This window comes from Micromonospora sp. NPDC047670, assembly GCF_043204915.1.
Taxonomy (GTDB): domain Bacteria; phylum Actinomycetota; class Actinomycetes; order Mycobacteriales; family Micromonosporaceae; genus Micromonospora.
Genome location: NZ_JBIDDA010000022.1, coordinates 14747 through 39627 on the forward strand (window position 1 = coordinate 14747; position 24881 = coordinate 39627).

Consider the following 24881-nt stretch of genomic DNA (forward strand, 5'->3'; position numbering starts at 1 on the left):
CAGGCGTCCCCCGGCCTCGCCGGGCGGCCATGGCGACGGCGCGAACGGGGCCCGGCCGGCCGGCGGGTGGGGCTCCGCCGTAGACCCCGTACTGTCGAGGGGTGAGCCCCGCACCGTCACGTTCCGTGACCTTCGACAGCCGATTCGCGCACGAGCTCGCCGAGCTGGCCGTCCCCTGGCAGGCCGATGAGCCGCCCGACCCGCGGCTGCTCGTACTCGACGAGGCGCTGGCCGCCCAACTGGGCTTCGACCCCGCCTGGCTGCGCACCCGTGACGGCGTGCGCCTGCTGGTCGGTGCCGGCGTGCCACGCGGCGCCACCCCGGTGGCCCAGGCCTACGCCGGACACCAGTTCGGCCGGTACGTCCCGCGCCTCGGCGACGGGCGCGCGCTGCTGCTCGGCGAACTCGTCGACGCCGACGGCCACGTCCGCGACCTGCATCTCAAAGGCTCCGGGCGCACCCCGTTCGCCCGCGGGGGCGACGGCCTGGCCGCGGTCGGCCCGATGCTGCGCGAGTACGTCGTCAGCCGCGCCATGCACGCCCTCGGCATCCCCACGACCCGCTCCCTCGCCGTGGTGGCCACGGGGCAGACGGTGCGCCGGGAGACCCTGTTGCCGGGCGCCGTGCTCGCCCGGGTCGCCAGCAGCCACCTGCGCGTCGGCAGCTTCCAGTACGCCCGGGCCACGGGCGACGTACTCCTGCTCCGCCGCCTCGCCGACCACGCGATCGCGCGGCACCACCCCGGTGCCGCCGGGGCCGAGCGGCCGTACGTCGCGCTGTTCCAGGCGGTGATCGCCGCGCAGGCTTCGCTGGTGGCCCGCTGGATGCTCGTCGCGTTCGTCCACGGGGTCATGAACACCGACAACATGACCATCGCGGGTGAAACCATCGACTACGGACCGTGCGCCTTCATGGAGGCGTTCGATCCGGCCACCGTCTACAGCTCCATCGACCGGGGTGGGCGCTACGCCTACGGCAACCAGCCGCTGGCGGCCCAGTGGAACCTCGCCCGGCTCGCCGAGGCACTCCTGCCGCTCCTGCACGAGGACGAGGAGCAGGCGGTCGCCGTCGCGGCGGAGTCGCTCGACCGGTTTCCCCGTCAGTACCACGCCGCCTGGACGGCCGGAATGCGGGCCAAGCTCGGTCTGCCCGACGACCTCGACCCCACCATCGCCGCACCGCTGGTCGACGAGCTGCTCGCCCTGATGCAGAGCGGCGGCGTCGACTACACGTCGTTCTTCCGCGCGCTCTCCGACGCCGCCCGCGGCCGCGCAGAGCCCGCCCGCCGCCTCTTCCCCGACCCCGCGGCGATCGACGACTGGCTGACGCGCTGGCGTGCCCTGGCCCCGGACGCCGACGCGATGGACCGGGTCAACCCGGTCTACGTCCCCCGCAACCATCTCGTCGAGGAGGCACTCGCCGCCGCTACCGACGGCGAGCTGACCCCGCTCGAACGACTGCTGGACGCCGTGAGCGCCCCCTACCACGAGCGCCCCGGGCTGGAGCGCCACGCCGCTGCCGCCCCGCCCGACTTCGGCGCCTACCGCACGTTCTGCGGCACCTGAGGACGGGACGTCTGCCGCCCACCGTTGCGGGTCGAGGTCGTCCACACCGACGACGGCGCGAGCTCCGGAGCGGCCCGCACCCGCAGTGCCCGAGGCCCGGACGCGTGCCTAGGGTTCGTACTCGTTCACCAGCAGCGAGCACACCGGTTCGGTGTCGGCACCGGCATCGTGGCCGAGCCAGACCCGCACCCGCCAGTCGGCGCCGTCGGCGACCACGTGTGTGTCGGCCACCCAGTGCGCCAGGCTGCTGGGGTCGCGGTCGTCGGTGACGTCCGGCGACCGGTGGACGATGATCCAGTTGCCGTCAACGTCCTCCATGTCGACCTGGATCGTGTACTGCGTGGGCATGGCATCCGTCCTTCCCGCCGGGGTAAGTTTCGGCGTCGCCCGACGGCCCGGCTTCGGGCCGTGGGTACTCGTCGGCCGCCATGCGTCCCGAGTCGCCGAAGGCTGCCTTGACCAGCAGCGCCTCGACGCCGCGCAGCAACCCCTCGGCCCGCCCGGCCGTCAGGTAGCGGGCGTCGGCGGTGACGATCAGCTCGACCGCGCCGGGCGCGTCGCGCACCTGGAGGCGGCAGCGCCACGGGAACTCCGCCAGCTCCGGCAGCCACCGGAAGGCGGTCCGGGCCATCACGGCCCGCAGGCCGGCCTCGTCCGGATCGGCGGTCGAGGGGCGGGCGGGGCGCGACAGCCGGGCGTCGTTGAGGTAGCAGAACGGGGCGAGGAAGCTCCGGTGGTCGTGGCCCAGCTCCGTGATCGCGTGCTCCCACGCCGCCGGGTCGTAGTAGGCGTGCCGGTAGGCGTCCAGGGCCGAGCGGCGCGCGCGGGACAGCAGCTCGGCGAAGCCGGGCCGGTCGGCCAGGTCCAGCCGGCAGAGCCCGATCTGGTTCAGGGTGCCGACGGCGCGGTCGTGGTCGGTCTGGAAGCGGTTGTTGGCCATGACGACGATCCCGCAGGCGTCCCGTCCGCTGCCCGCGTCCAGCACGGCGGCGGTCGCCGCCAGCAGGGCGTCGGAGGTGCTGACCCCGTGCCGGGCCGCCACCAGGCCGGTCGCGTGGTGCAGCGCCACGGACACCAGCGAGCCGCGCAGGTGGCGGGCCGCCGCCGTGGGGCGTGTCGGGTCGGACAGGCTTCCGGTGAGGCCGGCCAACTGCCGGACCCAGTACGCCACCGCCCGTTGCGAGCGCCGCACCGCGACGTGGCGCTCCCGCTCGGCGAGGTCCAGCGACTGCAGACCGGGCGGCGTGTCCAGCGCGCCGCGCAGCAGGAGCGCCCGCAGGTCGCCCAGCACGGTGTCGGCGGCGTGCAGGTCCACGACGGAGTGGCTGAACACCACGACGATCTGCCGTACCCGGTCGTCGACCGTGACCAGCGCGACGCGCAGCGGCCACTCGGCGACGTGGTCGAAGCGCGGCTCGCGCAGCCGGTCGCTCAGGGCGACCGCGATCCGCCGGCCGTCCGGATCGTCGGCCGGCCGGGTCACGGCGTGGACGAGGACCGGCAGCCGCCCCGTCGCCGCCGCCTCCTGGTGCAGCTCGCGGTCCCGGCGGCGGAACCGGGTGCGCAGCGACTCGTGCCGGGCGACCAGCGCGCCGACGGCGACCAGCGCGCGGGGCACGGTGACCCCCGCCCGTGCCGGGATGGCCAGGGTGCGGGGGAGACCAAGCACCCGGTACGCGGCGGGGGAGTCGAACTCCTCGACCGTGCGCCACATCGCGCGCTGCCCCCAGGTCAGCGGAGCGCTCGCGTCACGCCCCCCGTGGAACGACGCGTACGCCACCTCCTCGGCACCCGTGACCTCCGGGGCGACCGGACCGGCGGCGGCCGGAAGCCCGGCACGGGCGGACGACCACGGCCACGGCACCGCCGCGAAGGCCGCCTCCACCAGCAGTTCCTCCAGCCCGCGCAGGAACGGCTCGACGGCGTCCATCGGAAGGTGCCGGGTGTCGGCGGTGAGCGTGACGCCGACCCCGGTCGGCTCGTCGACCACGTGGGCCAGCAGGTGCCAGGCCGCCTGTTGCAGGCCGGCGGTCCAGGAGAAGGCGCTGCGGCCCATGGCGGCCCGCAGCTCGTCGCGGGTCGCGGTGGGCACCGGGTCGACACCGCCGGCGGGCAGCCGGACGTCGTTGAAGTAGTGGTGCGGCAGGAACGCCGAGTCGATGTCGACGCCCCGGGCGGCGAACGCGTGCCGCAGCGCGGGCGGGGCGTAGTAGGCGTGCCGCAGGCCGTCCAGGGACGCGGCCCAGACCCGGGACACCAGCTCGTCGAAGTCGGGACGCCCGGTCAGGTCCACCACGCAGAAGCCGATCTGGCCGAGGTTGGCGACCGCGTCGGCGTACCGGCTGCGGAACCGGTTGTGGGCCATCGGGAACAGGCCGCACAGGTCGTGGCCCGACCCGCGGGCGGCCAGCGCCGCGTACCCGGCCAGCAGCACCGCCGACACGCTGACCCGCTGCCGGGCGGCGATCAGCCGGGCGGCGGTGTCGAGGGCGGAGGAGACCAGGACACCCCGGCGCAGCGGAGGGTCGAGCCCCGGCCCCGTCGGGGTCAGCGGCCGGCGGGGCAGGCGCTGGAACTCCCGCAGCCAGTACGCCACGGCCCGCTCCGAGCGGCGCCGGTCGGGCCCGTGCTGGTAGCGGGCCACCTCGGCCGACTGCGGACCGGGCGGCGTGGGCAGGGAGCCCCGGAGCAGGATCAGCCGCAGATCGCGCAGCACCACCTCGGCGGCGTGCGCGTCCACCGTGGTGTGGCTGAACACCACCACGATCTGCCGTACCCGGTCGTCCACCGTGACCAGTGCGACCCGCAGCGGCCACTCCTCGGCGTGGTCGAACGCGACGTCGCCGAGGCGGCCGGCGACCTCCCGCGCGGCCCCGGACCCGTCGCCGGCGCCGGCGCACACCAGCAGCGGCAGCACGCCGGCCGCCGCCGTCTCCTGGCGCGGCTCGCCGTCGCGCACCCGCAGCCGGGTGCGCAGCGCGGAGTGCCGGCCGACCAGCTCGCCCACCGCGCGGGTTGCGGCGGACACGTCCGCGCCGGCCCGCGCGGACACCGTCACCGTACGCCGCAGGTTCAGGAAGCGGTGGTTGGACCCGAACCGGGTGAGCGCCCGCCACAGCACCTGCTGGGCCCAGGTCAGCGGCGCCGTGCCGGCCCCGGCACCGGCGAACTCGGCGTGCACCAGGGCCTCCGACGCCCACTCGGCGGGCACCGCCATCTCGGTGAATCGCATTCCCGACCGTACGACGGTCCGTTCCGGCGCCGGATCGCTCGATCATGTGGTCCACTGTGGACCGATCAGCCGATCCGATGCGTTTGTTGCGGCGTGCACACTCATGGCTCCCTTCCGTCACCGTACCGAGTTAGGCGCCGTGTGACCAACGTCGACGTACCGTCGCGGAGCCCTGCCCTCGCGCCGACCGCCACCCGTCCCCCCGCAGATCCCCGCCTGTCGTTCGGCCAGGAACGGATCTGGTTCACCGAGCAGCTCACCCCCGGCACCGCCGCGTACGTCGTCTACTCGACCACCCGGCTGCGCGGGCCGCTGGACGTGGATCTCCTGCGCGCGGCCCTGGACGCCACGGCCGAGCGGCACGACAGCCTGCGCATGCGGTTCACCGAGAACGCCGACGGCGAACCCGTCGTGCACGTGCTCCCGCGGGTGCGGGTGCCGGTCACCGTCACCGCGGCGCCGTCGGAGGCCGCCGCCCGCGCGCTGGTGGCCGCCTCCGTCGCCACCCCCTTCGACCTCGGCCACGCCCCGCTGCTGCGCGCCCTCGTCGTGCGGCTCGGCGACGAGGAGCACCTCGTGCACCTCGCGATGCACCACATCGTCAGCGACGGCTGGTCGCTGGACCTGCTCCTCGGCGAGGTCGCCGCCACCTACGCCGCGCTGCGCGACGGTGGCGCCGCACCCCCGGCCCCGGCCGTCGACTACGTCGACTACGCCGCCTGGCAGCGGGACCGGCTCGACGGGCCGGCCACCGGCGACGGCTTCGCGTACTGGACCCGCGCGCTGGCCGGCGTGCCCGCGCTGGAGCTGCCCACCGACCGGCCCCGGCCGGCCGTGCAGTCGTACGCCGGTGGCACCCACCGCTTCACCCTCGACGCCGACCTCACCGACGGCCTGCGCCGGCTCAGCCGCGCCCACCGGGCCACCCTCTACATGACCCTGCTCACCGGCCTGCAGGCGGTGCTGTTCCGGTACAGCGGGCAGCGGGACTTCGCCATCGGATCCCCGGTCGCCGGCCGGGTCGTGCCGGAGCTGGAGAACCTCGTCGGCCTCTTCGTCAACACCCTCGCCCTGCGCGCCGACCTCTCCCCGGTCGCCGCGACCGCCGACGCCCCGGCCACCGAGCCCAGCTTCGCGGCCCTGCTGCGGCGCACCCGCACCACCGTAGTGCGCGCCCTGGCCCACCAGGAGATCCCGTTCGAACGACTGGTCAAGGAACTCAACGTCGCCCGCGACGTCAGCCGCGCCCCGGTCTTCCAGGTGCTGTTCACCCTCCAGAACTACGCCCGCGGCGGCGACGCCTGGCCCCCCGGCCTGCACGCCGAGGGCGTCGGCACGGACGCCGCCACCGCCCGTTTCGACCTGTCGCTCTACGTCAGCGAGACCCCCGGCGGCCTGCGCGGCATGGTCGTGCACAACACCGACCTGTTCGACACCGCCACCGTACGCCGGCTGACCGGCAGCCTCGAGACGCTGTTGCGGGCCGCGGTCGCCCGGCCGGACCTGCCCGTCGTCGACCTGGACCTGCTCGGCCCCGCCGAGCGGGACCGGGCGCTCGCCCTCGCCCGGGCGGAACGTGGCGGGGCCGGCGCCGGCCCCGCACGCGCTGACCAACGCGCCGACCGCCCGGCCGCCGGCGCCGGCGTCACCGGCCCGGCGGACACCCTGGCCGACCTCATCACCCCCTTCGTCGCCGCCACCCCCGACGCGCCGGCCGTGGTCTGTGGGTCGGACACGCTCAGCTACCGGGAGCTGGACCGGCGGGCGAACCGGCTGGCCCACGCGCTACGTGCCCGCGGCGTCGGCCCGGAGCGGCTGGTCGGGGTCCTGCTGGAGCAGTCCGTCGACCTGGCCGCGGCCCTGCTCGGGGTGCTCCGCGCCGGCGGCGCGTACCTGCCGCTGGACCCGGAACAGCCCACCGCCCGGCTGGCCCTGATGCTCGCCGACGCCCGCCCGACGGTGGTGCTCTCCAGCGCGGACCTGCGCGACCGGCTGCCCGCCGAGGCCCCGGCGGCCCGCCTCGACGAGATCGCGGTCGAGGCCGCCGCGGCGCCCGACACCCCACCGCGGACCGGGGCGACCGGCGGGAACCTCGCGTACGTCATCTACACCTCGGGCTCCACCGGCACGCCGAAGGGCGTCGCCGTGGCGCACCGGCAGGTGCTGCGCTACCTCGACGGGGTGGCCGACCGGTTCGCGGTCGTCCCCGCCGCCCGGTACGGGCTGTTGCAGTCGATGTCGTTCGACTTCAGCGTCACCCTCTTCTACCTGGCGCTGGCCACCGGTGGCGCGGTGCACCTGCTGCCCCGCCGCGGCACCGGCGCCGAGCTGGCCGGGCGGCTGCGCGCCGGGCACATCGACTACCTGAAGATCACTCCGTCGCACCTGGCGGCGCTCACCGCCGACGCCGAGCCGGCCGAGCTGCTGCCCGCCCGCGCGCTGATCCTCGGCGGCGAGGCGTCCGACCTGGAACGCGTCGCTCCGCTCGCCGTCGCCGGACCGGCCCGGGTCTTCAACCACTACGGCCCGACCGAGGCCACCGTCGGCGTGGCCACCCACGAGGTGGCCGCCGACAGCCCGCGCACCGGGCCGGTGCCGGTCGGCCGGCCCCTGCCGCACGCCCGCGTGTACGTGCTCGACGAACGGATGCGCCCGGTGCCGGTCGGGGTGCCCGGCGAGCTGTACCTCGGCGGCGACCGGCTCGCGCGCGGCTACCTGAACCGGCCCGGCCTCACCGCCGAGCGGTTCGTACCCGACCCGTACGGGCCCCCGGGCGCCCGCCTCTACCGCACCGGCGACCTGGGCCGATGGGACGCCGACGGGCAACTGGTCTTCCTCGGCCGCCGCGACCACCAGGTGAAGATCCGCGGCTACCGCGTCGAGCTGGGGGAGATCGAAGCCACCCTGCGGGACTGCCCCGGCGTGCGGCAGGCGGCGGTGCTGCTGCGCGACGACCGGTTGGTGGCCTACGTGGAGCCGACGCCCGACGCGGACGGGCCGGACCCCGCGCGCCTGCGCCGCCGCCTCGCCGACCGGCTGCCCGAGCACATGGTGCCGACCCGCTGGATGGTCCTGGACCGGCTGCCGCTGCAGGAGCACGGCAAGGTGGACCGGCGGGCCCTGCCCGAGCCGACCGACGCACCGCCGGGCGGCGAGCGGGTGGCGCCGTTCGGGCCGGTGGAGACGCTGGTGGCCGGCATCTGGCGGGCCGTGCTGGAGGTGGCCGAGGTCGGCGCCACGGACGACTTCTTCGACCTGGGCGGGCACTCGTTGCTGGCCACCCAGGTGGTGGCCCGACTGCGCCGGGAGCTGCCCGCCGTCGTGGGCGCCGGGGCGCCGGCGGTCAGCGTGATGGACCTCTTCCGCCACCGCACCGTACGCGAGCTGGCCGCCCTCCTCGGCGGGGCCGGCGCCGGCCCCGCCGGGCTGCTGCACGAACTGACCCCACCGGCGCCGGCCGACGGCCGGGTCGCCACCCTGCTCTGCGTCCCCTACGGCGGCGGCAGCGCCGTGGTGTACCAACCGCTGGCCGACGCGCTACCGGCCGGGTACCGGCTGCTGTCGGTGGCCGTGCCCGGGCACGACATCGGCCTCGCCGACGAACCCGCGCCCCTCGCCGACGTCGCGGCCGACGTCGTCGCGGAGGTCCTGGCCCGGGTGGAGGGCCCGCTGATCCTCTACGGACACTGCGGCCCCGGCGGCGCGCTGGCCGTGGAGGTCGCCCGCCGGCTGGAGGCCGCCGGCCGGGACCTGCTGGCGGTGTACCTCGGCGCGGTCTTCCCGTTCGCCCGGCCGGCCGGCGGGCCGCTCGGCCCGCTGCTGCGGCTGCGGCTGGCCGAACGCCTCCGCAGCGACCGGATCTACCGCACCTGGCTGCAGGCGCAGGGCACCGCCGTCGGATCGCTCGCGCCGGACGAGGTCCGGTTCCTGGTCCGGGCGATGCGCCACGACGCCGAGGTCTCCGAGGAGTACTTCACCGACCTGATGCGTCAGCGGGTCACCCCGCTGCGCGCGCCCGTGATCTCGGTGGTCGGCGACCGCGACCGCAGCACCGACTACCACGAGGAACGGTACCGGGAGTGGCACTTCCTCACCGACCGCACCGCCCTGGTCGTGGTCGACGAGGGCGGGCACTACTTCCTCAAGTACCGGGCCGCCGAGTTGGCCGAGATCGTCACCGACGTGCACCGGCGCCTCGACGTGCCGCCACCCGCACCGGCCGAACCGGACGCCGAGCGGCCCGCCTGGCAGCTCGCCGCCGTCTCCCACCGGCCCGCCGGCCCCCCACCACCGGGCGCGCAGACCCCGACGGACACCGCGCCGCCGCCCAGCATGCGCCGCTTCGGCCTGGTCGCCACCGGCCAGATCGTCTCCGGCCTGGGCACCGCGCTGACCACCTTCGCGATCCCGCTGTGGATCTACACCGAGACCGGTTCGCTCGCCCGGTTCGCCCTCTTCGCCGTGCTCGGCCTGCTGCCCGGCCTGCTCGTCGCCCCGCTGGCCGGGGCACTGGTCGACCGGAGCAGCCGCCGGCGCGTCCTGCTGCTGGCCAACGCCGCCGCCGGCGGCGCCAACGCGGTGATGGCCGGGCTCGTGCTGGCCGACCGGGCCGAGGTGTGGCACTTCTACCCGCTGACGGCGTGGCTGTCGGTGGCGCTGGCGTTCCAGCGCCTCGCGTTCGTCTCGGCGGTGCCGCAACTGGTGCCCAAGCGTTACCTCGGCCACGCCAACGGCCTCACCCAGACCGCCGTCGGCCTCACCCAGTTCACGGTGCCGCTGCTCGCCGTGGCCCTGCTGCAGGCCGTCGGGCTGCGCGGCATCCTGCTCATCGACGTGGCGTCGTACCTGTTCGCGATGGGTGTCCTGGCGGCCGTGCGGTTCCCGCGCACCCTGGCGCTGCAACGGCGCGAGGGCATCGGCGCCGAGATCGTGGCCGGCTTCCGGTACTCGCTGCGCCGCCGGGAGTTCCGCGCCATGCTGGCGTTCTTCGCGGCGCTGAACTTTTTCCTCTTCCCGGTGCTGTTCCTGCTCTCCCCGCTCGTACTGGGCTTCGCCGACCTGGAGGAGGTGGCCCGGGTCGCGCTCGCCGGCGGGGTCGGCGCGGCCGTCGGCGGCCTGGTGATGCTGGTCTGGGGCGGCCCCCGCCGGCGCCGGATGCGGGCGGTGCTGCTGGGCACCTGCGGCATCGCCGTGGCGGCCGTGCTGACCGGCCTGCGGCCGAACCTGCTGCTCATCGGCGCGGGCGCGTTCGGCATGTACCTGGCCCTCGGCATCGTCAACGGCGTCTACCACACGATCATCCAGACCAAGGTGCCGGCGCGCGTGCACGGCCGGGTCTTCGCGCTCAACCAGATGGTCGCGCAGTCCACCCTGCCGCTGGGCTGGGGCGTCGTCGCCCCGTTCGCCGCCCGGGTCGCCGAGCCGATGCTGCTGCCCGACGGCGCGCTGGCCACCACGGTCGGCGCGGTGATCGGCGTCGGTCCGGGCCGTGGCCACGGCCTGCTGTACGTGCTGTTCGGGGTCTGCATCGCGCTGACGGCGCTGGTGTCGCTGCTCACGCCCACCCTCGCGCGGTTCGACGACGAGGTGCCCGACGCGCCGCCGGACGACCTGGTCGGCATCGAGGAGCGCCGCGCCCGCGTCGCCGGCCTCCGGGACCGCCGGGCGCCCGCCGCCACGGCCGGACGGAGGGCCTGAGATGACCGCCGCGACGATCCGTACTGTGCCCGAGCTGCTCGACTGGCGCACCGGCCTGCACCCCGACCAGGTCGCGGTCGAGGTGCACGGCGTGGCGACGCTGACCTTCGCCCAGTGGTCCGCCGGCGCGACCGCCGTGGCCGCCGCGCTGCGGCGTTGGGGCCTGCGCCACGGCGACCGGGTCGGCCTGCTGTTCGGCGCCCGCGACTGGACCCGGTTCGCCGTGGCGTACTGCGGGGTGCTGCGGGCCGGTGGCGTCGCCGTGCCGCTGTCCGACCGGCTCGCCGCCGGGCAGCTCGGGTACGCCCTGACCCACTGCGGGGCCACCGCCGTCGTGTACGGCGACGACACCACCGTCCCGCCGGTCCCGCCCGGCGTGGCGACCTGGACGGCCGGTGACCTGCTCGCCGGCCCCGCAACCGCCCTCGACAGCGCCGGCCCCCGCCCGGGCGGCCTCGCCCAGATCCTCTACACCTCGGGCACCACGGGCCGCCCGAAGGGCGTGGCGGCCAGCCACGCCAACCTCACCGTGGGCGCGCCGGCCCACCCGCGCCGGCTGGCCCTGGCCCACTCGCAGCGGTTCCTGCACGCGTTCGCCATCGGCACCAACGCCGGGCAGACCATGCTGGTCAACGCGCTCACCGCGAAGGCCGCCGCGCTCACCCTGCCCCGGTTCACCCCGGCCCGGTTCGCCCGGCTGGTCGAGACGCCCGGCACCGGTACCGTGTTCGTCGTCCCGTCGATCGCCGTCGAGCTGCTCGACTCCGGGGCGCTGCACGGGCGGGACACCGGCGGGGTGCAGCTCATCGGCTCCACCGCCGCCCCGCTCGCCCCGGCGGTCGCGGCCCGGCTGGCCGAGGCGTTCCCGCAGGCCACGATCGTCAACTACTACACCTCGACCGAGGCGGCCCCGGCCCAGACCACGATGATCTACGACCCGTCCCGCCGGGACGCGGTCGGGCGGCCGGCCGGCGGGCAGCTGATGGTCGCCGACGCCGACGGGAACCCGCTGCCCGCCGGGGCCACCGGCGACGTGTGGCTGCGCGCTCCCCACCCCCGCGCGTACTACCGGGACGAGGCGGCCAACCGGGCCACCTTCCGCGACGGGTGGGTCCGGATGGGCGACGTCGGCCGGATCGACGCCGACGGCTACCTGTACCTCACCGACCGGCACCAGGACGTCATCAAGACCGGCGCGTTCAAGGTCTCCACCATCGAGGTCGAGGCCGCCCTGCACGAGCACCCCCTCATCGCCGAGGCGGCCGTCGTCGGCGTCCCGCACCCGGTGCTCGGCTCGGCCGTGGCCGCCGCCGTCGTGCCCCGCCCGCCGGCCGGCCGGGACGGGCTGTCCCTGCCGGTGCTGCGCGGTTTCCTCGCCGACCGGCTGGCCGACTACCAGCTGCCCGCCCGGCTCCTGCTGCTGGACCGGCTGCCCCGCAACGAGGGCGGCAAGGTGCTCAAGCGGCAGCTCACCGACCTGTTCGACAACTGACCACCAGCACGACCATGGGAGCACATGTGGGCACCGCCGAGGCGACCTTCGCGCAGCACGCCGTCTGGTTCACCGAGCAGGCCGGCGTCGCCGGCACGGCCTACCACATGGCGTTGGGCATACGGTTCGCCGCCGAACTCGACCGTCGGACCCTCGTCGCGGCGTGCGCCGCGGTGACCGAACAGCATCCGGTCCTGGCCGCCCGCGTCGTCACCGACGACGCGGGCGTCCCCCACCTGGCCCCGGCGGACGTGCGCCCGGCGGTCGCGGTCGGCGAGTGGACCGACGCCCGGGTCACCGAGGAGATCGCCCGCCCGCACGACCTGGGCAGCGGCCCGCTGGCCCGGTTCACCCTGCTGACCGGCGCAGACGGCACCCACCTGCTGCTCGTCACCGCGCACCACCTGGCCTTCGACGGCACGTCGAAGGACGTGTTCGTGCGGGACCTGGCCGCCGCCTACGCCGCCGCCCGCGCCGGTGGCCCGGTCGTGCCGTCGACCCGCGCCGACGGGTACGCCGGCCTCGCCGCCGCCGAGCAGCAACGCGTCGCAGCCGACCTGCCCGCCGCCCGCGGCCACTGGGCGCGGCACTGGTCCGGTCCCGGCGACGTCGTCCTGCCCGGCCTGCGTCGGCTGCCGACCGGCGCGGAGCCCGGCGGGACGGTGACCCTGGACCTGCCCGCCGGCCTGGTCGACGGCGTCGACCGGGCCGCCCGGTCGATCGGGGTGACCCGCTTCGAGCTGCTGTTCGCCGTGCTGCACGCCCTGCTCGGGCGCTACGGCAACCAGGGCACGCCGGTCGGGGTGGCCCTGTCAACCCGCACCCCGGACCAGGCCGACCGGGTCGGGCTGTTCGTCAACGAACTGCCCGTCGCGGTCGCCCCGGCGCGGGGCACCTTCCGCGACCACGCCCTCGCCGTCCGGGCCCGGCTGCGCGAGGTGTACCGGCACCGCGCCGTACCGCTGGCCCATGCCGTGTCCGGGTTGCGGCCCGCCCCGGCCCTCACCCCGGTCAGCGTCGCCTACCGGCGGCGCGGCGCGGAACCGGCGTTCCCCGGGGTGGCCAGCGAGGTCGAGTGGACCCTGTTCTGCGGCGCCGCCCGCAACGCCCTGCACGTGCAGATCGTCGACGCCCCGACGGGTGTCACGGTGAGCCTCCAACACAGCCCGTCGGCCATCGACACCGACTCCGTACGCCGCATCGGCGGGCACCTGCGCACCATGCTCGCCGCCGTGGTCGCCGACCCGGACCGCCCGGTGGCGGACCTGCCGCTGTTGCCCGCCGACGAACTCGACCGGGTCACCCGCGCCGGCAACGACACCGCCCGGGCGTACCCCGCCGTGACGGTGCCGGCCCTGTTCGCCGCCCGGGTCGCCGCCGAACCGGACGCGCCGGCCCTGGTCGACGGCGACCGGACGCTGACCTACGCCCAGCTCGACGCCGCCGTCGGACGGCTCGCCGCGCTGCTGCGCCGGCGCGCGGTCGGCCCCGGCGCGCTGGTGGCCGTCGCGCTGGACCGCTCCTGGCAGGCGGCGGTCACCGTGCTGGCGGTGTTGCGCTGCCGCGCCGCCTACCTGCCGGTCGACTCGGGCCTCCCGCCGGCCCGGCGGGAGGCGATCCTCGCCGACGCCGCCCCGGCGCTGGTCGTGACGGGTCCCGCCGTCGAGACGGACCGACCCACCCTCGCCCTCGACGGGACCGACCTGCTCGACGGCCCGGTCCCGCCCGGAGCCGCCGACGGGCCGCCGGACGCCGACGACCTCGCGTACGTGCTCTACACCTCCGGCTCGACCGGCCGGCCCAAGGGCGTGGCGGTGCGGCACGGCGCGCTCGCCAACCTGCTGCTGGGCGTCCGCGACCTGCTGGGCAGCGGGCCACGGGACCGGTGGCTGCACCTGACGTCGCTGTCGTTCGACATCTCCACGGTGGAGGTGTTCCTGCCGCTGGTCACCGGCGGCCGGGTGGTCGTCGCCTCGGCCGTCAGCGCGCTGGACGGCGCGGCCGTGCTGCGGCTTCTCCGCGGCAGCGGCGTGACCCACGCCCAGGCCACCCCGTCCGGCTGGCGGGTGCTGCTGGACGCCGGTCTCGGCGCGCCGGCCCCGGACGTCGGGGGCCCGCCGCCGTCGCTGGTCGCCGTCGCCGGCGGGGAGGCGCTGCCGGTCGCCCTCGCGCGCGACCTGCGGGCACGCACCGCCCGGCTGGTCAACGGGTACGGCCCCACGGAGGCGACCGTCTACGCGACCATGGCGGAGATCCCCGCCGATCCCGACGAGGTCACCATCGGTCGGCCGCTGCCGAACGTGCGGGCGTACGTCCTGGACGAGGCCCGTCGACCGGTGCCGCTCGGGCTGCCCGGCGAGCTGTACCTGGCCGGCGCCGGGCTGGCCGCCGGTTACCTCGGGCACGACGACCTCACCGCCGAGCGGTTCGTGCCGGACCCGTTCGGGCTGCCCGGCGAGCGGCTCTACCGCACGGGCGACCGCTGCCGGTGGCTGCCCGACGGGCGGATCGAGTTCCTCGGTCGCCTCGACGACCAGGTCAAGATCCGGGGGCACCGGGTCGAGCTGGGGGAGGTCGACGCCCGGCTCCTCGACCATCCGGGCGTGGCCGCGGCGGCCACCGCGCTGCGGCACGACGCCGGTGAGCCGCGCCTCGTCGCGTACGTGGTGGGCCGTGCCGGGGTCGCCCCGCAGCCGGCGGAGCTGCGACAGCACCTGGCGTTGAGCCTGCCGCAGGCCGTGCTGCCCACCGACTACGTGGCGCTCGACCGGCTGCCCCTGAGCCCGAACGGGAAGGTCGACCGGGCCGCGCTGCCCGCCCCGGCGCCCCGGGACCCGGGCGGGACCGCCGCCGACGCGACCGGCGACGACCCGGTGGTGGAGCAGCTGCGCCAGATCTGGCAGGAGGTGCTGCGCATTCCCGACGTCGGTGTGCACGAGGACCTGTTCGACCTGGGCGGGCACTCGCTGACCATCACCCGGATCAGCGGCCGGATCCAGCAGCGGCTCGGGGTCGAGGTGCCGCTGGACGACTTCTTCGAGACCCCGACCATCGCCGAGATCGCCGAGATCGTCCGGCAGTCCGCAAAGGAGTTCTGACATGGGTGGCACCGACCTGCGCGAGCGGATCGCGGAGCTGGTGAGCGAGGCCACGGCCGGGGAGGTCGCGGCGGCCGACGTGCTGGCCGGCGGGTCGATGGTCGCCCTCGGCGTGGACTCCCTCGGCCTGCTGCGCCTGGTCGACGCGATCGAGCTGGAGTACGGCGTCGAGGTGGAGCTGAACGGTCCCGGCCGCCCCCTGGACACCCTCGACGACCTGGTGGCGCTGGTGGGCGCGGCCCGGGCCGGCGGAGCAGCCACCGGGTCCGCCGAGGTGGGCGGGCAGCTGAGCTGATCCGCCGTGTCGGAGGACGGCCGGTACGCCAACGGTGGGGGGCACCGCATGCAATCGCCTGAGCGGGTGGGCCCGTCGGCGCCGCCCCCGACGGGGCACGCCCGGCTCGGCGTCGGGTTCGCCGGCGAGTCCGCGTCACCCGCGCCGCTCACCTGGGGTCAGCAGGCGCTGTGGGCCGCGATGCGGCGCCGCGGGCGCGAGCAGACCCTGATGAGTCTGCGGCGGATCGTCGCGACGCCCCGCCGGGGCCCGGCCGACCTGGCGGGCGTCCTGCGGGCGGTCGGCGTCCTGGTGGGCAGGAACAGTTCGCTGCGCACCCGGATCCGAACGGTCGACGGCGACAGGCGCCAGGTCGTCGCCGCGGCCGGCGAACTGTCCGTCCTGGTGGTCGACGCGGCGGCCGCGCAGTTCGCGGCGGAACGACACGACGCCGCGGCGGTGGCCGCGACGGTGGCCGACCAACTGGCCGCCACCCCGTTCGACCACGCCCGGGAGTGGCCGCAGCGGGTCGCGCTGGTCCGCGCCGGTGACCGGATCAGTCACGTCGTCATCGTCTTCAGCCATGTCACCGTCGACTTCGAGGCCGTCGAGGCACTACTGCGCCAGCTGCGGCTGCTGCTTATCCGTGGCGCCGTCGACACTCCGGCGGGGCCGCAGTCGGTCGACGTCGCCCGCCGGGAGCAGGACGTCGACCGGTGGCGGTCGGCGCGGGCGGTGGCCTACTGGGTGCGCGGCTTCGCGCGGCTGCCGGCGCAGACGCTGCCCTGGGTCGCCCCGCCGGCGACGCCCCGGTTCCAGCGGACGGTGCTGGTCTCGGAAGCGGCGGGCACCGCCGTCCGGCTGGCCGCCCGGCGGTGCCGCGCCACCAGCTCCACCGTGCTGGTCGCGGCGGTCGCGGCGGTGGTGTCGCGATGGTCCGGCAACGACGTCTGCGGTCTGCACTCGATGGCCAACAACCGGGCCGTCGACGGCTACGCCGAGGCGATCGCCAAGCTCAACCAGGTGGGCCTGGTGGTGGTCGACTCGACCGACCGGCCGAGCTTCGACGACCTGCTGCCCAGGGTGTGGCGGGCCGCGCTGGAGGCGTACCGGCACTCCTACTACGACCCGACGGAGCTGCGCCGCGCGTTCGAGGCGGCGGGTCTGCCCTGGGAGGCCGGCGTCAGCCCGCACTGCTACGTCAACGACGTCCGGCTCGCCGCCGACACCGACCTGCCCGCCGGACCGGTCGAGGAGGCGCAGGTCCGGGCCGCCCTGGCCGGCACGTCGGTCACGCCCGCCGAGAGCCTCGACCACTTCACGTGGCGGATGCGCGTCGAGATCAACGACCAGCCCAGGGGCATCGGCATCGCCCTCACCGGGGACAGCAGCTACCTGCCGCCGCCGTACGCCGAGCGTTTTCTGCGCGACGTCGAGCGGCTGGTCGTCGAGGCCGCCTTCCGCGACCTGCCTTGGCCCTGGCTGCCGTCTCCGTCGGACGAGGAGCGCGCGACCCGCGGGTGAGCTGCCGCCGTCGCACTCCGCCGGCCGGACCGCTACCGCGTCGCGTCCCGCCGATCAGGTGATCGAGCCCGAGCGGGGTGGTCGGTCGTGCGGGGCTGGCCGGTGATCAGGCCGGGGTCAGGATCAGCCATCCGAAGCCGAGGACGTTCCGGTAGCCGTCGAGGTACTCGTCGCGCCGCTGGTCGGCGAACGCCCGCGCCCGCGGCGTACGCAGGTGTTCGATGCCCGCACGCCAGTCGGACTCGAAGTCGTCCCACTCGGCGAGGGTCGACACGGCGACGTGCAGGGGCCGGAACCCGGCGTCCACGGTGAGCCGGGTCAGGCTCGACAGGTCGGGAAGCTCGCCGAACGTCTCGCGGACCCGGTCGCTGGGGGTGGCCTGGTAGAAGCCGCCGGCGAACAGCAGTCGGCCGCCGGGCAGGGTGAGGCGGTGCAGCGCGGCCAGGGCCTGCGTGGTGTCGCCCCAGATGTGGCCGGCGCCGATGTTGACGACGAGGTCCGCGGGCCGGTCCCAGGTGGCGGCGTTCGCACTGTGGAAGGTGACCCGGTCGGCGACTCCCAGCTCGGTCGCGCGCAGGTGGGCCCGTGCGACGGCGTCGGCGTCGCTTTCCACCCCGTCACCGGCGATGCCGTGGGTCGCGCACAGTCGCAGGAGCAACTCGCCGCTGCCGCAGCCCAGGTCCAGGGCTCGCCAGGACGCCCCGGTGGGGGCCAGCCGTCGAACCAGGTCCGCCGCCCGATCCCGGCCCAGCGGCGCGTTGTACGTCAGATTGGCCGCCGCGGCGGCCAGGTACGGCTTCAGATCCTGGTCGGTCACCTGACATCCACACCCTTCTCGTTGATGGACCTGTTCCCACGGTGATCACCTCGTCGGCCGTCGCCGGGTGGCGTGACCACCCGGACGCCGCCGGTGCCGACGATGATCAGTTGGCACCGCCGGGGCGCCCGACGAGAAGCTCGGCCAGCAACTGCCAGGACACGTTGCTGCCGGACACCAGCACCCCGACCGGGCCACCTGCGCCGAGCCCGTCCTCGACGTCCGCTCGCGCCCCGGCGAGGGCAGCCGCACCCGCCGGTTCGGCGATCAGCCGGGAACGGCGGGCCAGCGCCGCCACGGCCGCGAGGGTGGCGTCGTCGGTCACCGTCCTCACCCGTACGTCGGCCGCTGCGATCATCCGCAGGTTGAGCTCGCCCGGGGCGGGCGCCGTCAGTCCGTCGACGACCGTCTCGACGCGTTGTCGGCGGAGAGGCGTTCCCGCTTCGAGCGATCGGGCGAGGCTGGCCGAGCCGACGGGTTGGACCGCGACCAGTTCGATGTCCGCGCCGGCCGCTCGTGCGGCGATCGCGGCGCCCGCGAGCAGGCCGCCGCCGGAGCACGGAACGTACAGGCGCGTGAGATCGGGACAGTCCTGCAGGAGTTCGAGGGTGGCGGTCGCGGCACCGGCGATGACCATGGGATCGTCGAACGGGTGCAGGAAGACCAGGCCGCCGTCGGCTTGCAGTTCAGCGGCTCGGTCGAAGGCCGCGGCAGCGTCACGGATGCCCTCGGTGACGACGTGCGCGCCCAGCTCCGCCACTGCCTCGCGTTTCTCGCGGACCGCTGTCGCGGGCATGACCACGGTCAGGGCGGCGCCGTAGACCTTCGCGGCGTATGCGGCGCCCAGCGCGGCGTTGCCGGCGCTGACGGTGATGAGTCCACGACCGCGCTCCGCCGCGCCCAGCGTACGGACCTTGTTCAGCGCCCCCCGCACCTTGAAGCTGCCGGTCCGCTGCAGCGCTTCCGCCTTCGCGCGGACCGACAGGCCGGCCCACGCGTCCAGCTCGGGGGAGTGGAGCACGGGCGTACGCACCACGTGCTCGGACAGCGCGGCCGCGGCCTCGTGGACGTCGGCGACGGAGGGCGTCGTGCGGCCACCGTCCCGTTGTTCCCGCGTCCTGCTCGGGTCACGACGCCGCGAGTGCGACAAGATAGACCTCCTCGCCGGCGCGAGGATCACGCGCCGTCACGGTGTAGGTGATGGGCGCCCGCTCGGCGCCCAGCTCGACGACCGCCGCCCGGGGCCCCAGGACACCCTTCACGTATCCCGGCGGGGCGGCAAGGTCGATGCGGGTGACGATTCCGGGCGCGACGTGCACCGGGACGGTTCCGATCGTGGCGGACATCTCGTGGTGGAGATGCCCGCACAGCACAGCCCGTACGTCACTGCCCGCGAGGGCGTGCGAGAACGCATCGGGGTTGCGCAGCAGGAGGCCGGACAGGGGATGCCGGGCGACGGCGACGGGTGGGTGGTGCAGGGCGACGATCGTTCCCCGCGGCGCGGGGGTCGCGAGCACCTGCCGAAGCCAGCTGAGCTGCTCCTCCCCGATGTGGCCGTGGCCGCAGCCGGGAACGAGGCTGTCCACGGTCACGACGCGGAGGCCCCGGACGTGGCTGACGGCCGTGCAGGTGCCGGCCGGTCCCCTGGCGGTGGCGACGTCCGTGCCGTCGGCGGCCAGGTGGCCGCTACCGAACACCTCGACGAAGGAGGCCCGCCGGTCGTGGTTGCCCGTGGTGTAGACGTGTGGCACGTCGCGCTGTCGGGCGAAGGCGCCGATGACGTCTCGCGCGCGCCGACAACCCCCGACCGAGCCGTCGTCGGCGATGTCACCGGTGGTGAGCACCACGTCGACGTCCTCGACGTCGTCCAGCGTCTCCATGAGGATGTCGAGGGCCCGGGCGGCGTCCACGCCGTCCTCGTCGAACCCGCCTTCGGTCAGGTGCGGATCGGACAGGTGCAGTATCCGGAGAGTGCCGGTGGGATCGCTGTTTCCAGGTGGCTGCGTCATTCGGCGGGCACTCCGATGCGGGAATCTGCCGGCACCCGGCAACAGAGCAGTTCGACGATGTCGCCGGGGTGGTGGGCCACCATCGGGGCGTCCTGCACCGCCGTGGTCGAGCCGTCCCAGCGGGCGTGGACAGCCGCCGTTCCCGCGCTCGCGGCACACCGGAGGTCCACCTCCGCGTCGCCGACGTAGGTGGTCGCGGCCGGGCTGACGCCCAGGCGGCGGCAGGCGAGCCGGAGGCCCTCTGGCGCGGGCTTGGGCTCCGTGACCTCGTCACCGCAGATGACGGTGGTGCGGTCCAGACTGTCCAGCACGGGAGCATTCACCAGCGTGACCCCCTGCGGCCGACGGGCCAGGCGGGCACCCGTTGCGCCCGCGCCGATCCAGGCGATCGTACTCATCGGGCGTCCCCGGGGTGTGCCCGCAGTCGGGCGAGGCCACGTAGGCGGGCCGGGCGCACCGGCGACCGCGTCGTCCGTCCTGCCGACGGCAGCGCCCTGCCGGCGACCCCTCCACCCCAGCCCGGCGCACGCACTCTGCCACCCGTACGCCCAGACGCTGGTCCCGGACCCACGGGTTCGGGTCAAGCCCTGATCCCGACCTGTGGCGGATCAGTGCCCCCGTCGAGGTCGCCGGCGAGCGAGTCCGGGACCCGCATGCGCCACGCGTCGGTGACGAGTTCCGTCAGCCGGTCGACGTCCACCTGCGCCAGTCGCAGCATGACCAGGGGCAGCCCGTCGTACGCGGGCGTGGTGAAGAAGACCTCGGGCTCGCCGAGGAGCAACGCCTGCTTCTCCGCCTCGTCGCCCACGTACAACACCGCGATGTCGGTGTGGATCAGCCGCGACGTGCCGGGTCTGCGCTCCGGGTAGGACCAGACGAAGCCCTTGTCGGCGACCCGGAAGTCGAAGCCCTCGCTGTCGACCTCGACCACGTGCGGCAGCGCCAGCGCCAGACGGCGGACGTCGTCGGCGTCAGCCATCGAGGTCGCTCCAGGACTTCGCCTCCCGCACCCGCACAGGCTAACCGCTGCGCCGAAGGCGATCTCCGTCGGCCCGCGGAGACCGGACACCCCGTCGGCCCGCGGAGCCGGACAGCGATCCGCCGGTGGCGGCAGTGGGCACCACCCCCGTCGGCGCACGTGTCCGCACTCCACCCGTCGGCGGCACCGCTCGCGCGGCCAGCCGTCGCTGTGGTGCCCGGGAGCGGTAGGCTGTCGGGGCGGGTGAGCGACGGCCGATGGCCCGCCCCCACCACCCGCTCCCTTCCCGGCTCGCAGCAACCAGCGAACCCGTTGCGCGCCGCACCGTAGATCCCTGGAGTGCGCTTTGGCAGATGTGACACCGCCCGCCCTGAACCCCTTCGGCCCGGAGGGAGACGTGGATACCGACCGCGACCGAGGGCAGGCCGTGGACGTGAGCGCCGCCGCGATGACCCGCATGCGCAGTCCGTTCGCGCCCGGGGACGTCGACCGCGCAGGCACCGCCGAGACCGACCGACCCCGACGACCCCGTGCGTGACCGGCACAGGGGCGCCTCGTGTCCCGGCCACGGGCGGATGATCGCTATTCTCCCGCGGTGATCCGCAGACTCGCCGCTGTCTCCCTGCTGCTCGTGTCCGGTTGCGCCTCGACCGAGGCCCCCGCCTCCACCCCGGCCAGCCCGAGCGCGCCGGCCGACCGCCACGCCGCCTCCGCGTGCCTCCTGGTGGCCCGCGCGACAGCGGAGCACGATGTCCGGTTCGGCACGGGCACGCGGGCCGCCTCGCGAGCCGTCAACGCCACCGACCCGGGCGTCCGAGAGGCCGGCCGGCAGTTGCTCGCCGCCGGTCTCGAGGTCGACAGGCTCTTTGTGGAGAACGACCCCGACGTCGACCGGGGGCCGGCCAACGAGCGCTTGGCCGAGGCGCAGCAGGGGTTGCTCTCGGCGTGTACCGGCCTCTTCGGCCCCCAGCCATGGCCGTTCGACACGCCGCCTTCGCCGGAGGCCACCGGCTGACGTCGCAGGTTCACGGCGACGAGACACCAGTGCAGTGGGCGACCGTGGCGTCGTCGGGAACCGGAGCATCGGGGTCTGTGGAGATCAGGGCCTCGGCCTGCCGGACGCGGCGGATGATGTCGGCCGGCCCGCCCGTGTCGAGCAGTTCCAACACGCCGGGCCAGTCGGTCAGGCCGTACGGGGCTGACGATGCGGCTGGCGCCGTTGCTGAGCAGGGCGACGCTGCCCAGGTCGGGAAGGGGCAGGCTGCCGGTCACCGCTTCCTCCGCCGCGCGTGGATCGTCCTTCGCGATCCAGTAGCCACCTGGCCGGTTCCGGCGAGCGCGCAGCGCCTCGACGCAGGACTCCCGGATGCGGTCGTACTCCGCCGTTCCCCGCAGAACGCCGTCCAGAGGCGCTGAGCAGGTGCGCCTGGCGGTGACCTCGCGCTCGTCGGTGATGACCCGCGGGCCGCCGCGGACCTGGTCGAGGACGAGGAAGGAGTCCGCGAGCAGGAGATGGTCCAGGCGGCCCCGGTGCGCGCGGACGATCACCACGGTCGCCTGCGGGCTGCTGGGGTGCGTGATGTCGCAGGTGCCGCGGTGGTCGGCGGCTATCTCGCCGATCGCGGTGGCGAGGATGTCCGCGAGGTCTCGCCCGTCGTCGCGCGACAGCCGACCGAGCAGCGCGCCGCCGAGACGGTGCGTGTACCAGGCGACACCGTGGCGGCAGATCGACTCGGTACCCGGGATGCCGGCGCCGTCCAGCAGCACGGCGGCGCCGGGAACAGCGCCGGCGAAGTCCTCGTCCAGCCGGCCGGCCCTGCCGGCGCTGGTTGCCATGCTGACGCGCACTCGTGGGCTCCTGGGTCAGAGAGGGACACTTCCCGACGCGGCGGTGCCCGCCAGGCCGACGACGGTGCGTCGCCCAAGGACCGGTGCCGAACGCATGTCGTGCAACGGTGCCAGGCGTCAGGGGTGCCGTTGCACTACATGCGGTCCGGTTCGTCGTAGTCGGACGGATCTTCCACGGGTGCCTGGCTCGGCTGCCCGTTCAGCGGCGGCCGAGCACCTCGCCGTGCCTGGCCCGCAGCAACTCCTGGCGCCTGTCGTCCCTGACCCAGGTGAGCGAGCCGGGCACGCGTGCCTCGTCCGCCAGATGCTTGATCGTGTGCTTGCAGACGAGTTCCTTGAGTGTCGCGCCCGGGCGGCCGGCGAGGTGGAACCTGCTCGCGGTGTCGTCCCTGGCGGCGAACTGGAAGATGCCGCCGCGACGGCCCAGGCTGACGCACTGGCCGAAGAACCCCAGGTTGACGGGCGCGGGTTGCTCACCCGCGAGCCGCCTGAGCACCGTGTCGGCGGCATGTGCGCCGATCCTCGTGGCGGCCTGGCAGCTCATCCGGAACGGCAGATCCGACGGCGCCGCCGCGTCCCCGGCCGCGACGATGCGCACGTCGTCCACGCTCGTCAACGTCTCGTCGGTGAGCAGGCGGCCCAGGGCGTCGGTGCGCAGCCCGCTGCGCGCGGCCAGGTCCGGCACGCCAAATCCGGCCGTCCAGATGGTCACCGCGCTCGGCAACTCGCGACCGTCGCTGAGCTGTACGCCGTCGCGAGTGACAGCCGTCGCCGTCGCGTCGCGGCCTGCGAGCACGGTCACACCGAGCTTGGCCAGCCGCCTGGCCACCGCGCGACGACCCCGGGGGTGCAGGTACGGGCCGAGCACCGCGCCGCAGACCAGGGTCACGGTGCGGCCCGCCTCCGCCAACTCGGCGGCGGTCTCGATGCCGGTCGGACCCGCTCCGACCACCGTCACCGGGGCCGTGCCGGGGGTGGCGTCGAGGACCGGCCGCAGCCGTTGCGCCTCCTCCAGGCTGGCGATCGGGTAGGCGAACTCGGCTGCGCCGGACACACCCGGGTCGGCGCTTCCACTGCCCACCGCGTAGATCAGGTAGTCGTAGCCGACCGTTCCGCCGGTCGCCAACGCCACGCTGTGCTCGGCCGCGTCGATCCGTGTCACGGTGTCGACCACCAGCCGGACGCCCTCGGCTAGGACCTCCCGGTAGTCGACGACCGCGTCGTCGGAACCGCCCACCAACTGGTGCAGACGGATCCGCTCGACGAAGATCCGGCGCGGGTTGATCAGGGTCACCGCCACATCGTCCCGCCCGGTCAGGCGATTGGCCGCCAGGACGCCGGCGTATCCGCCGCCGATCACGACCACATCGGTTTTCCCAGTCATGGTGTCTCCTCCGTCGCAGGGGGTTCGGGTACGAGACACCGCACGAGGGATCGTTGTGACAAGGGGTGAGACGGGTCACTGCGGGGCGCCGGCCCGGCACGCCGAGTTGTCGGCGAGCGCGGGCCGGGCCGCTACGTCCCGGACGTCGATCAGCGAGCCGTGGCGTTCGGCCGGTGCGATCGGCGGGGCGCGGTGCGGAACGGGTGTGGCAGGTAGCGCGCGGTTTCCGTCCTCACTGGACGGCACGTGCGATGCTCGCGCGAATGGGCGCATAGTGATCGGCCACGGCAGCCTTCAGGACCGCCGGATCCCCGCCGAGGATGGCGTCCACGATGGCTTGGTGCCGCTGGGCGGTGATCACCCGGTGTTCGGGCTCCGTGCGCAGCGTGGGGGCCACAATGGCCTGGACCTGCCAGAACGCCTCGGTCAGCTGGAGGAGCAGGTCGTTGCCCAGGGGCTCCATCAACTTCAGGTGAAATGCCCGGTCGATTTCGAGGAAGTCCTTGTCCTGGGCGGCCAGCTCCGCCATCTGTTCGGCGAGCGCGGAGAGGTCTGCGCGGTGGCCGTCGTCGAGGACGTCGATGATCTCGGCCGCCAGGCCCTGCTCGAGCGTCTGCCGGACGTCCACGACCTGCCCCAGCACGTGGTGGTCCTCCTCGCCGCTGAGCAGGCCGCGAAAGGCCAGGCTCTCCACCAGTGCGTTGAGGGACATGCGGCCGACGAAGGTGCCGTGCCCGTGTCGCACCTCGACGATGTCGAGGGCCGAGAGGATCTTGACCGCCTCGCGGACGCTGGACCGGCTGGCGCCGACGGCCTCGCAGAGCTCCGTCTCGGTGGGCAGGAGATCGCCTGGCTTGAGGCGATTGCGCAGGATGTACTCCTTGATCCCTGTCACGACCTCCTGGCGGCGGGGACCCGGGCGCTCCTGCCCGCGTAGCGGACTCGCGTCGATCGTCGTCATC

General features: G+C 75.0%; 16 protein-coding genes. 6 read left to right on the forward strand and 10 right to left on the reverse strand.

The features are described 5' to 3' along the window. The first annotated feature begins 125 nt into the window (after window positions 1-125). Window positions 126-1565: a YdiU family protein gene (locus ACGF7U_RS30325; protein WP_393112528.1), complete on the forward strand. Its 1440-nt coding sequence runs from the start codon at window positions 126-128 to the stop codon at window positions 1563-1565. A gap of 108 nt (window positions 1566-1673) precedes the next feature. Here the strand turns inward: ACGF7U_RS30325 and ACGF7U_RS30330 are convergent, their stop codons facing one another. Then, window positions 1674-1913 (reverse strand): hypothetical protein, encoded by a 240-nt coding sequence (locus ACGF7U_RS30330; RefSeq protein WP_393112530.1) that lies wholly within the window; start codon window positions 1911-1913, stop codon window positions 1674-1676. Beyond that, the gene (locus ACGF7U_RS30335; protein ID WP_393112532.1) at window positions 1870-4797 is read right to left on the reverse strand and encodes a condensation domain-containing protein; all 2928 of its coding nucleotides are present in this window, start codon (window positions 4795-4797) and stop codon (window positions 1870-1872) included. Before ACGF7U_RS30335 ends, ACGF7U_RS30330 begins: the two co-directional genes overlap by 44 nt. A 141-nt stretch (window positions 4798-4938) precedes the next feature. Between ACGF7U_RS30335 and ACGF7U_RS30340 the strand changes: the two genes are divergently transcribed. The 5 genes from ACGF7U_RS30340 to ACGF7U_RS30360 are packed head-to-tail and all read left to right on the forward strand — an operon-like array spanning window position 4939 to window position 16882. Then, window positions 4939-10494, forward strand: a complete 5556-nt coding sequence (locus tag ACGF7U_RS30340; protein WP_393112534.1) for an amino acid adenylation domain-containing protein — start codon at window positions 4939-4941, stop codon at window positions 10492-10494. Window position 10495: 1 nt separating this feature from the next. Beyond that, complete coding sequence (locus ACGF7U_RS30345; protein ID WP_393112536.1) at window positions 10496-11986, forward strand: AMP-binding protein; 1491 nt, start codon at window positions 10496-10498, stop codon at window positions 11984-11986. Window positions 11987-12000: 14 nt separating this feature from the next. Then, a complete protein-coding gene (locus ACGF7U_RS30350) occupies window positions 12001-15084 on the forward strand; it encodes an amino acid adenylation domain-containing protein (protein WP_393112538.1) in 3084 nt (1027 codons plus the stop codon). 1 nt (window position 15085) lies between these two features. Then, a complete protein-coding gene (locus tag ACGF7U_RS30355; protein ID WP_393112540.1) occupies window positions 15086-15379 on the forward strand; it encodes a phosphopantetheine-binding protein in 294 nt (97 codons plus the stop codon). A gap of 48 nt (window positions 15380-15427) precedes the next feature. Continuing rightward, window positions 15428-16882: a condensation domain-containing protein gene (locus tag ACGF7U_RS30360; protein ID WP_393112542.1), complete on the forward strand. Its 1455-nt coding sequence runs from the start codon at window positions 15428-15430 to the stop codon at window positions 16880-16882. Between the two features lie 106 nt (window positions 16883-16988). Here ACGF7U_RS30360 and ACGF7U_RS30365 read toward each other — a convergent pair whose 3' ends face one another. The 8 genes from ACGF7U_RS30365 to ACGF7U_RS30400 all read right to left on the reverse strand — a co-directional run bounded on the left by ACGF7U_RS30365 (window position 16989) and on the right by ACGF7U_RS30400 (window position 24880). Further along, complete coding sequence (locus ACGF7U_RS30365; protein WP_393112544.1) at window positions 16989-17699, reverse strand: SAM-dependent methyltransferase; 711 nt, start codon at window positions 17697-17699, stop codon at window positions 16989-16991. Window positions 17700-17805: 106 nt separating this feature from the next. Continuing rightward, a complete protein-coding gene (locus tag ACGF7U_RS30370; protein WP_393112546.1) occupies window positions 17806-18849 on the reverse strand; it encodes a threonine/serine dehydratase in 1044 nt (347 codons plus the stop codon). Beyond that, entirely contained in the window at window positions 18827-19708 is an 882-nt protein-coding gene (locus ACGF7U_RS30375) for a metallophosphoesterase (protein ID WP_393112548.1), read from the reverse strand. Before ACGF7U_RS30375 ends, ACGF7U_RS30370 begins: the two co-directional genes overlap by 23 nt. Then, window positions 19705-20106 (reverse strand): HAD family hydrolase, encoded by a 402-nt coding sequence (locus tag ACGF7U_RS30380; protein ID WP_393112550.1) that lies wholly within the window; start codon window positions 20104-20106, stop codon window positions 19705-19707. Before ACGF7U_RS30380 ends, ACGF7U_RS30375 begins: the two co-directional genes overlap by 4 nt. Window positions 20107-20288: 182 nt before the next feature. Continuing rightward, window positions 20289-20687, reverse strand: coding sequence for an MmcQ/YjbR family DNA-binding protein (locus ACGF7U_RS30385; RefSeq protein ID WP_393112552.1), 399 nt, complete (start codon window positions 20685-20687; stop codon window positions 20289-20291). 582 nt (window positions 20688-21269) lie between these two features. After that, window positions 21270-22535, reverse strand: a complete 1266-nt coding sequence (locus ACGF7U_RS30390) for a hypothetical protein (protein ID WP_393112554.1) — start codon at window positions 22533-22535, stop codon at window positions 21270-21272. A 199-nt stretch (window positions 22536-22734) separates the two neighbouring features. Further along, on the reverse strand, window positions 22735-23919 hold the full coding sequence (locus tag ACGF7U_RS30395) for an NAD(P)/FAD-dependent oxidoreductase (protein ID WP_393112556.1): 1185 nt from the start codon (window positions 23917-23919) through the stop codon (window positions 22735-22737). Window positions 23920-24151: 232 nt separating this feature from the next. Beyond that, on the reverse strand, window positions 24152-24880 hold the full coding sequence (locus ACGF7U_RS30400; RefSeq protein ID WP_393112558.1) for a FadR/GntR family transcriptional regulator: 729 nt from the start codon (window positions 24878-24880) through the stop codon (window positions 24152-24154). Between the last annotated feature and the right edge of the window lies 1 nt (window position 24881).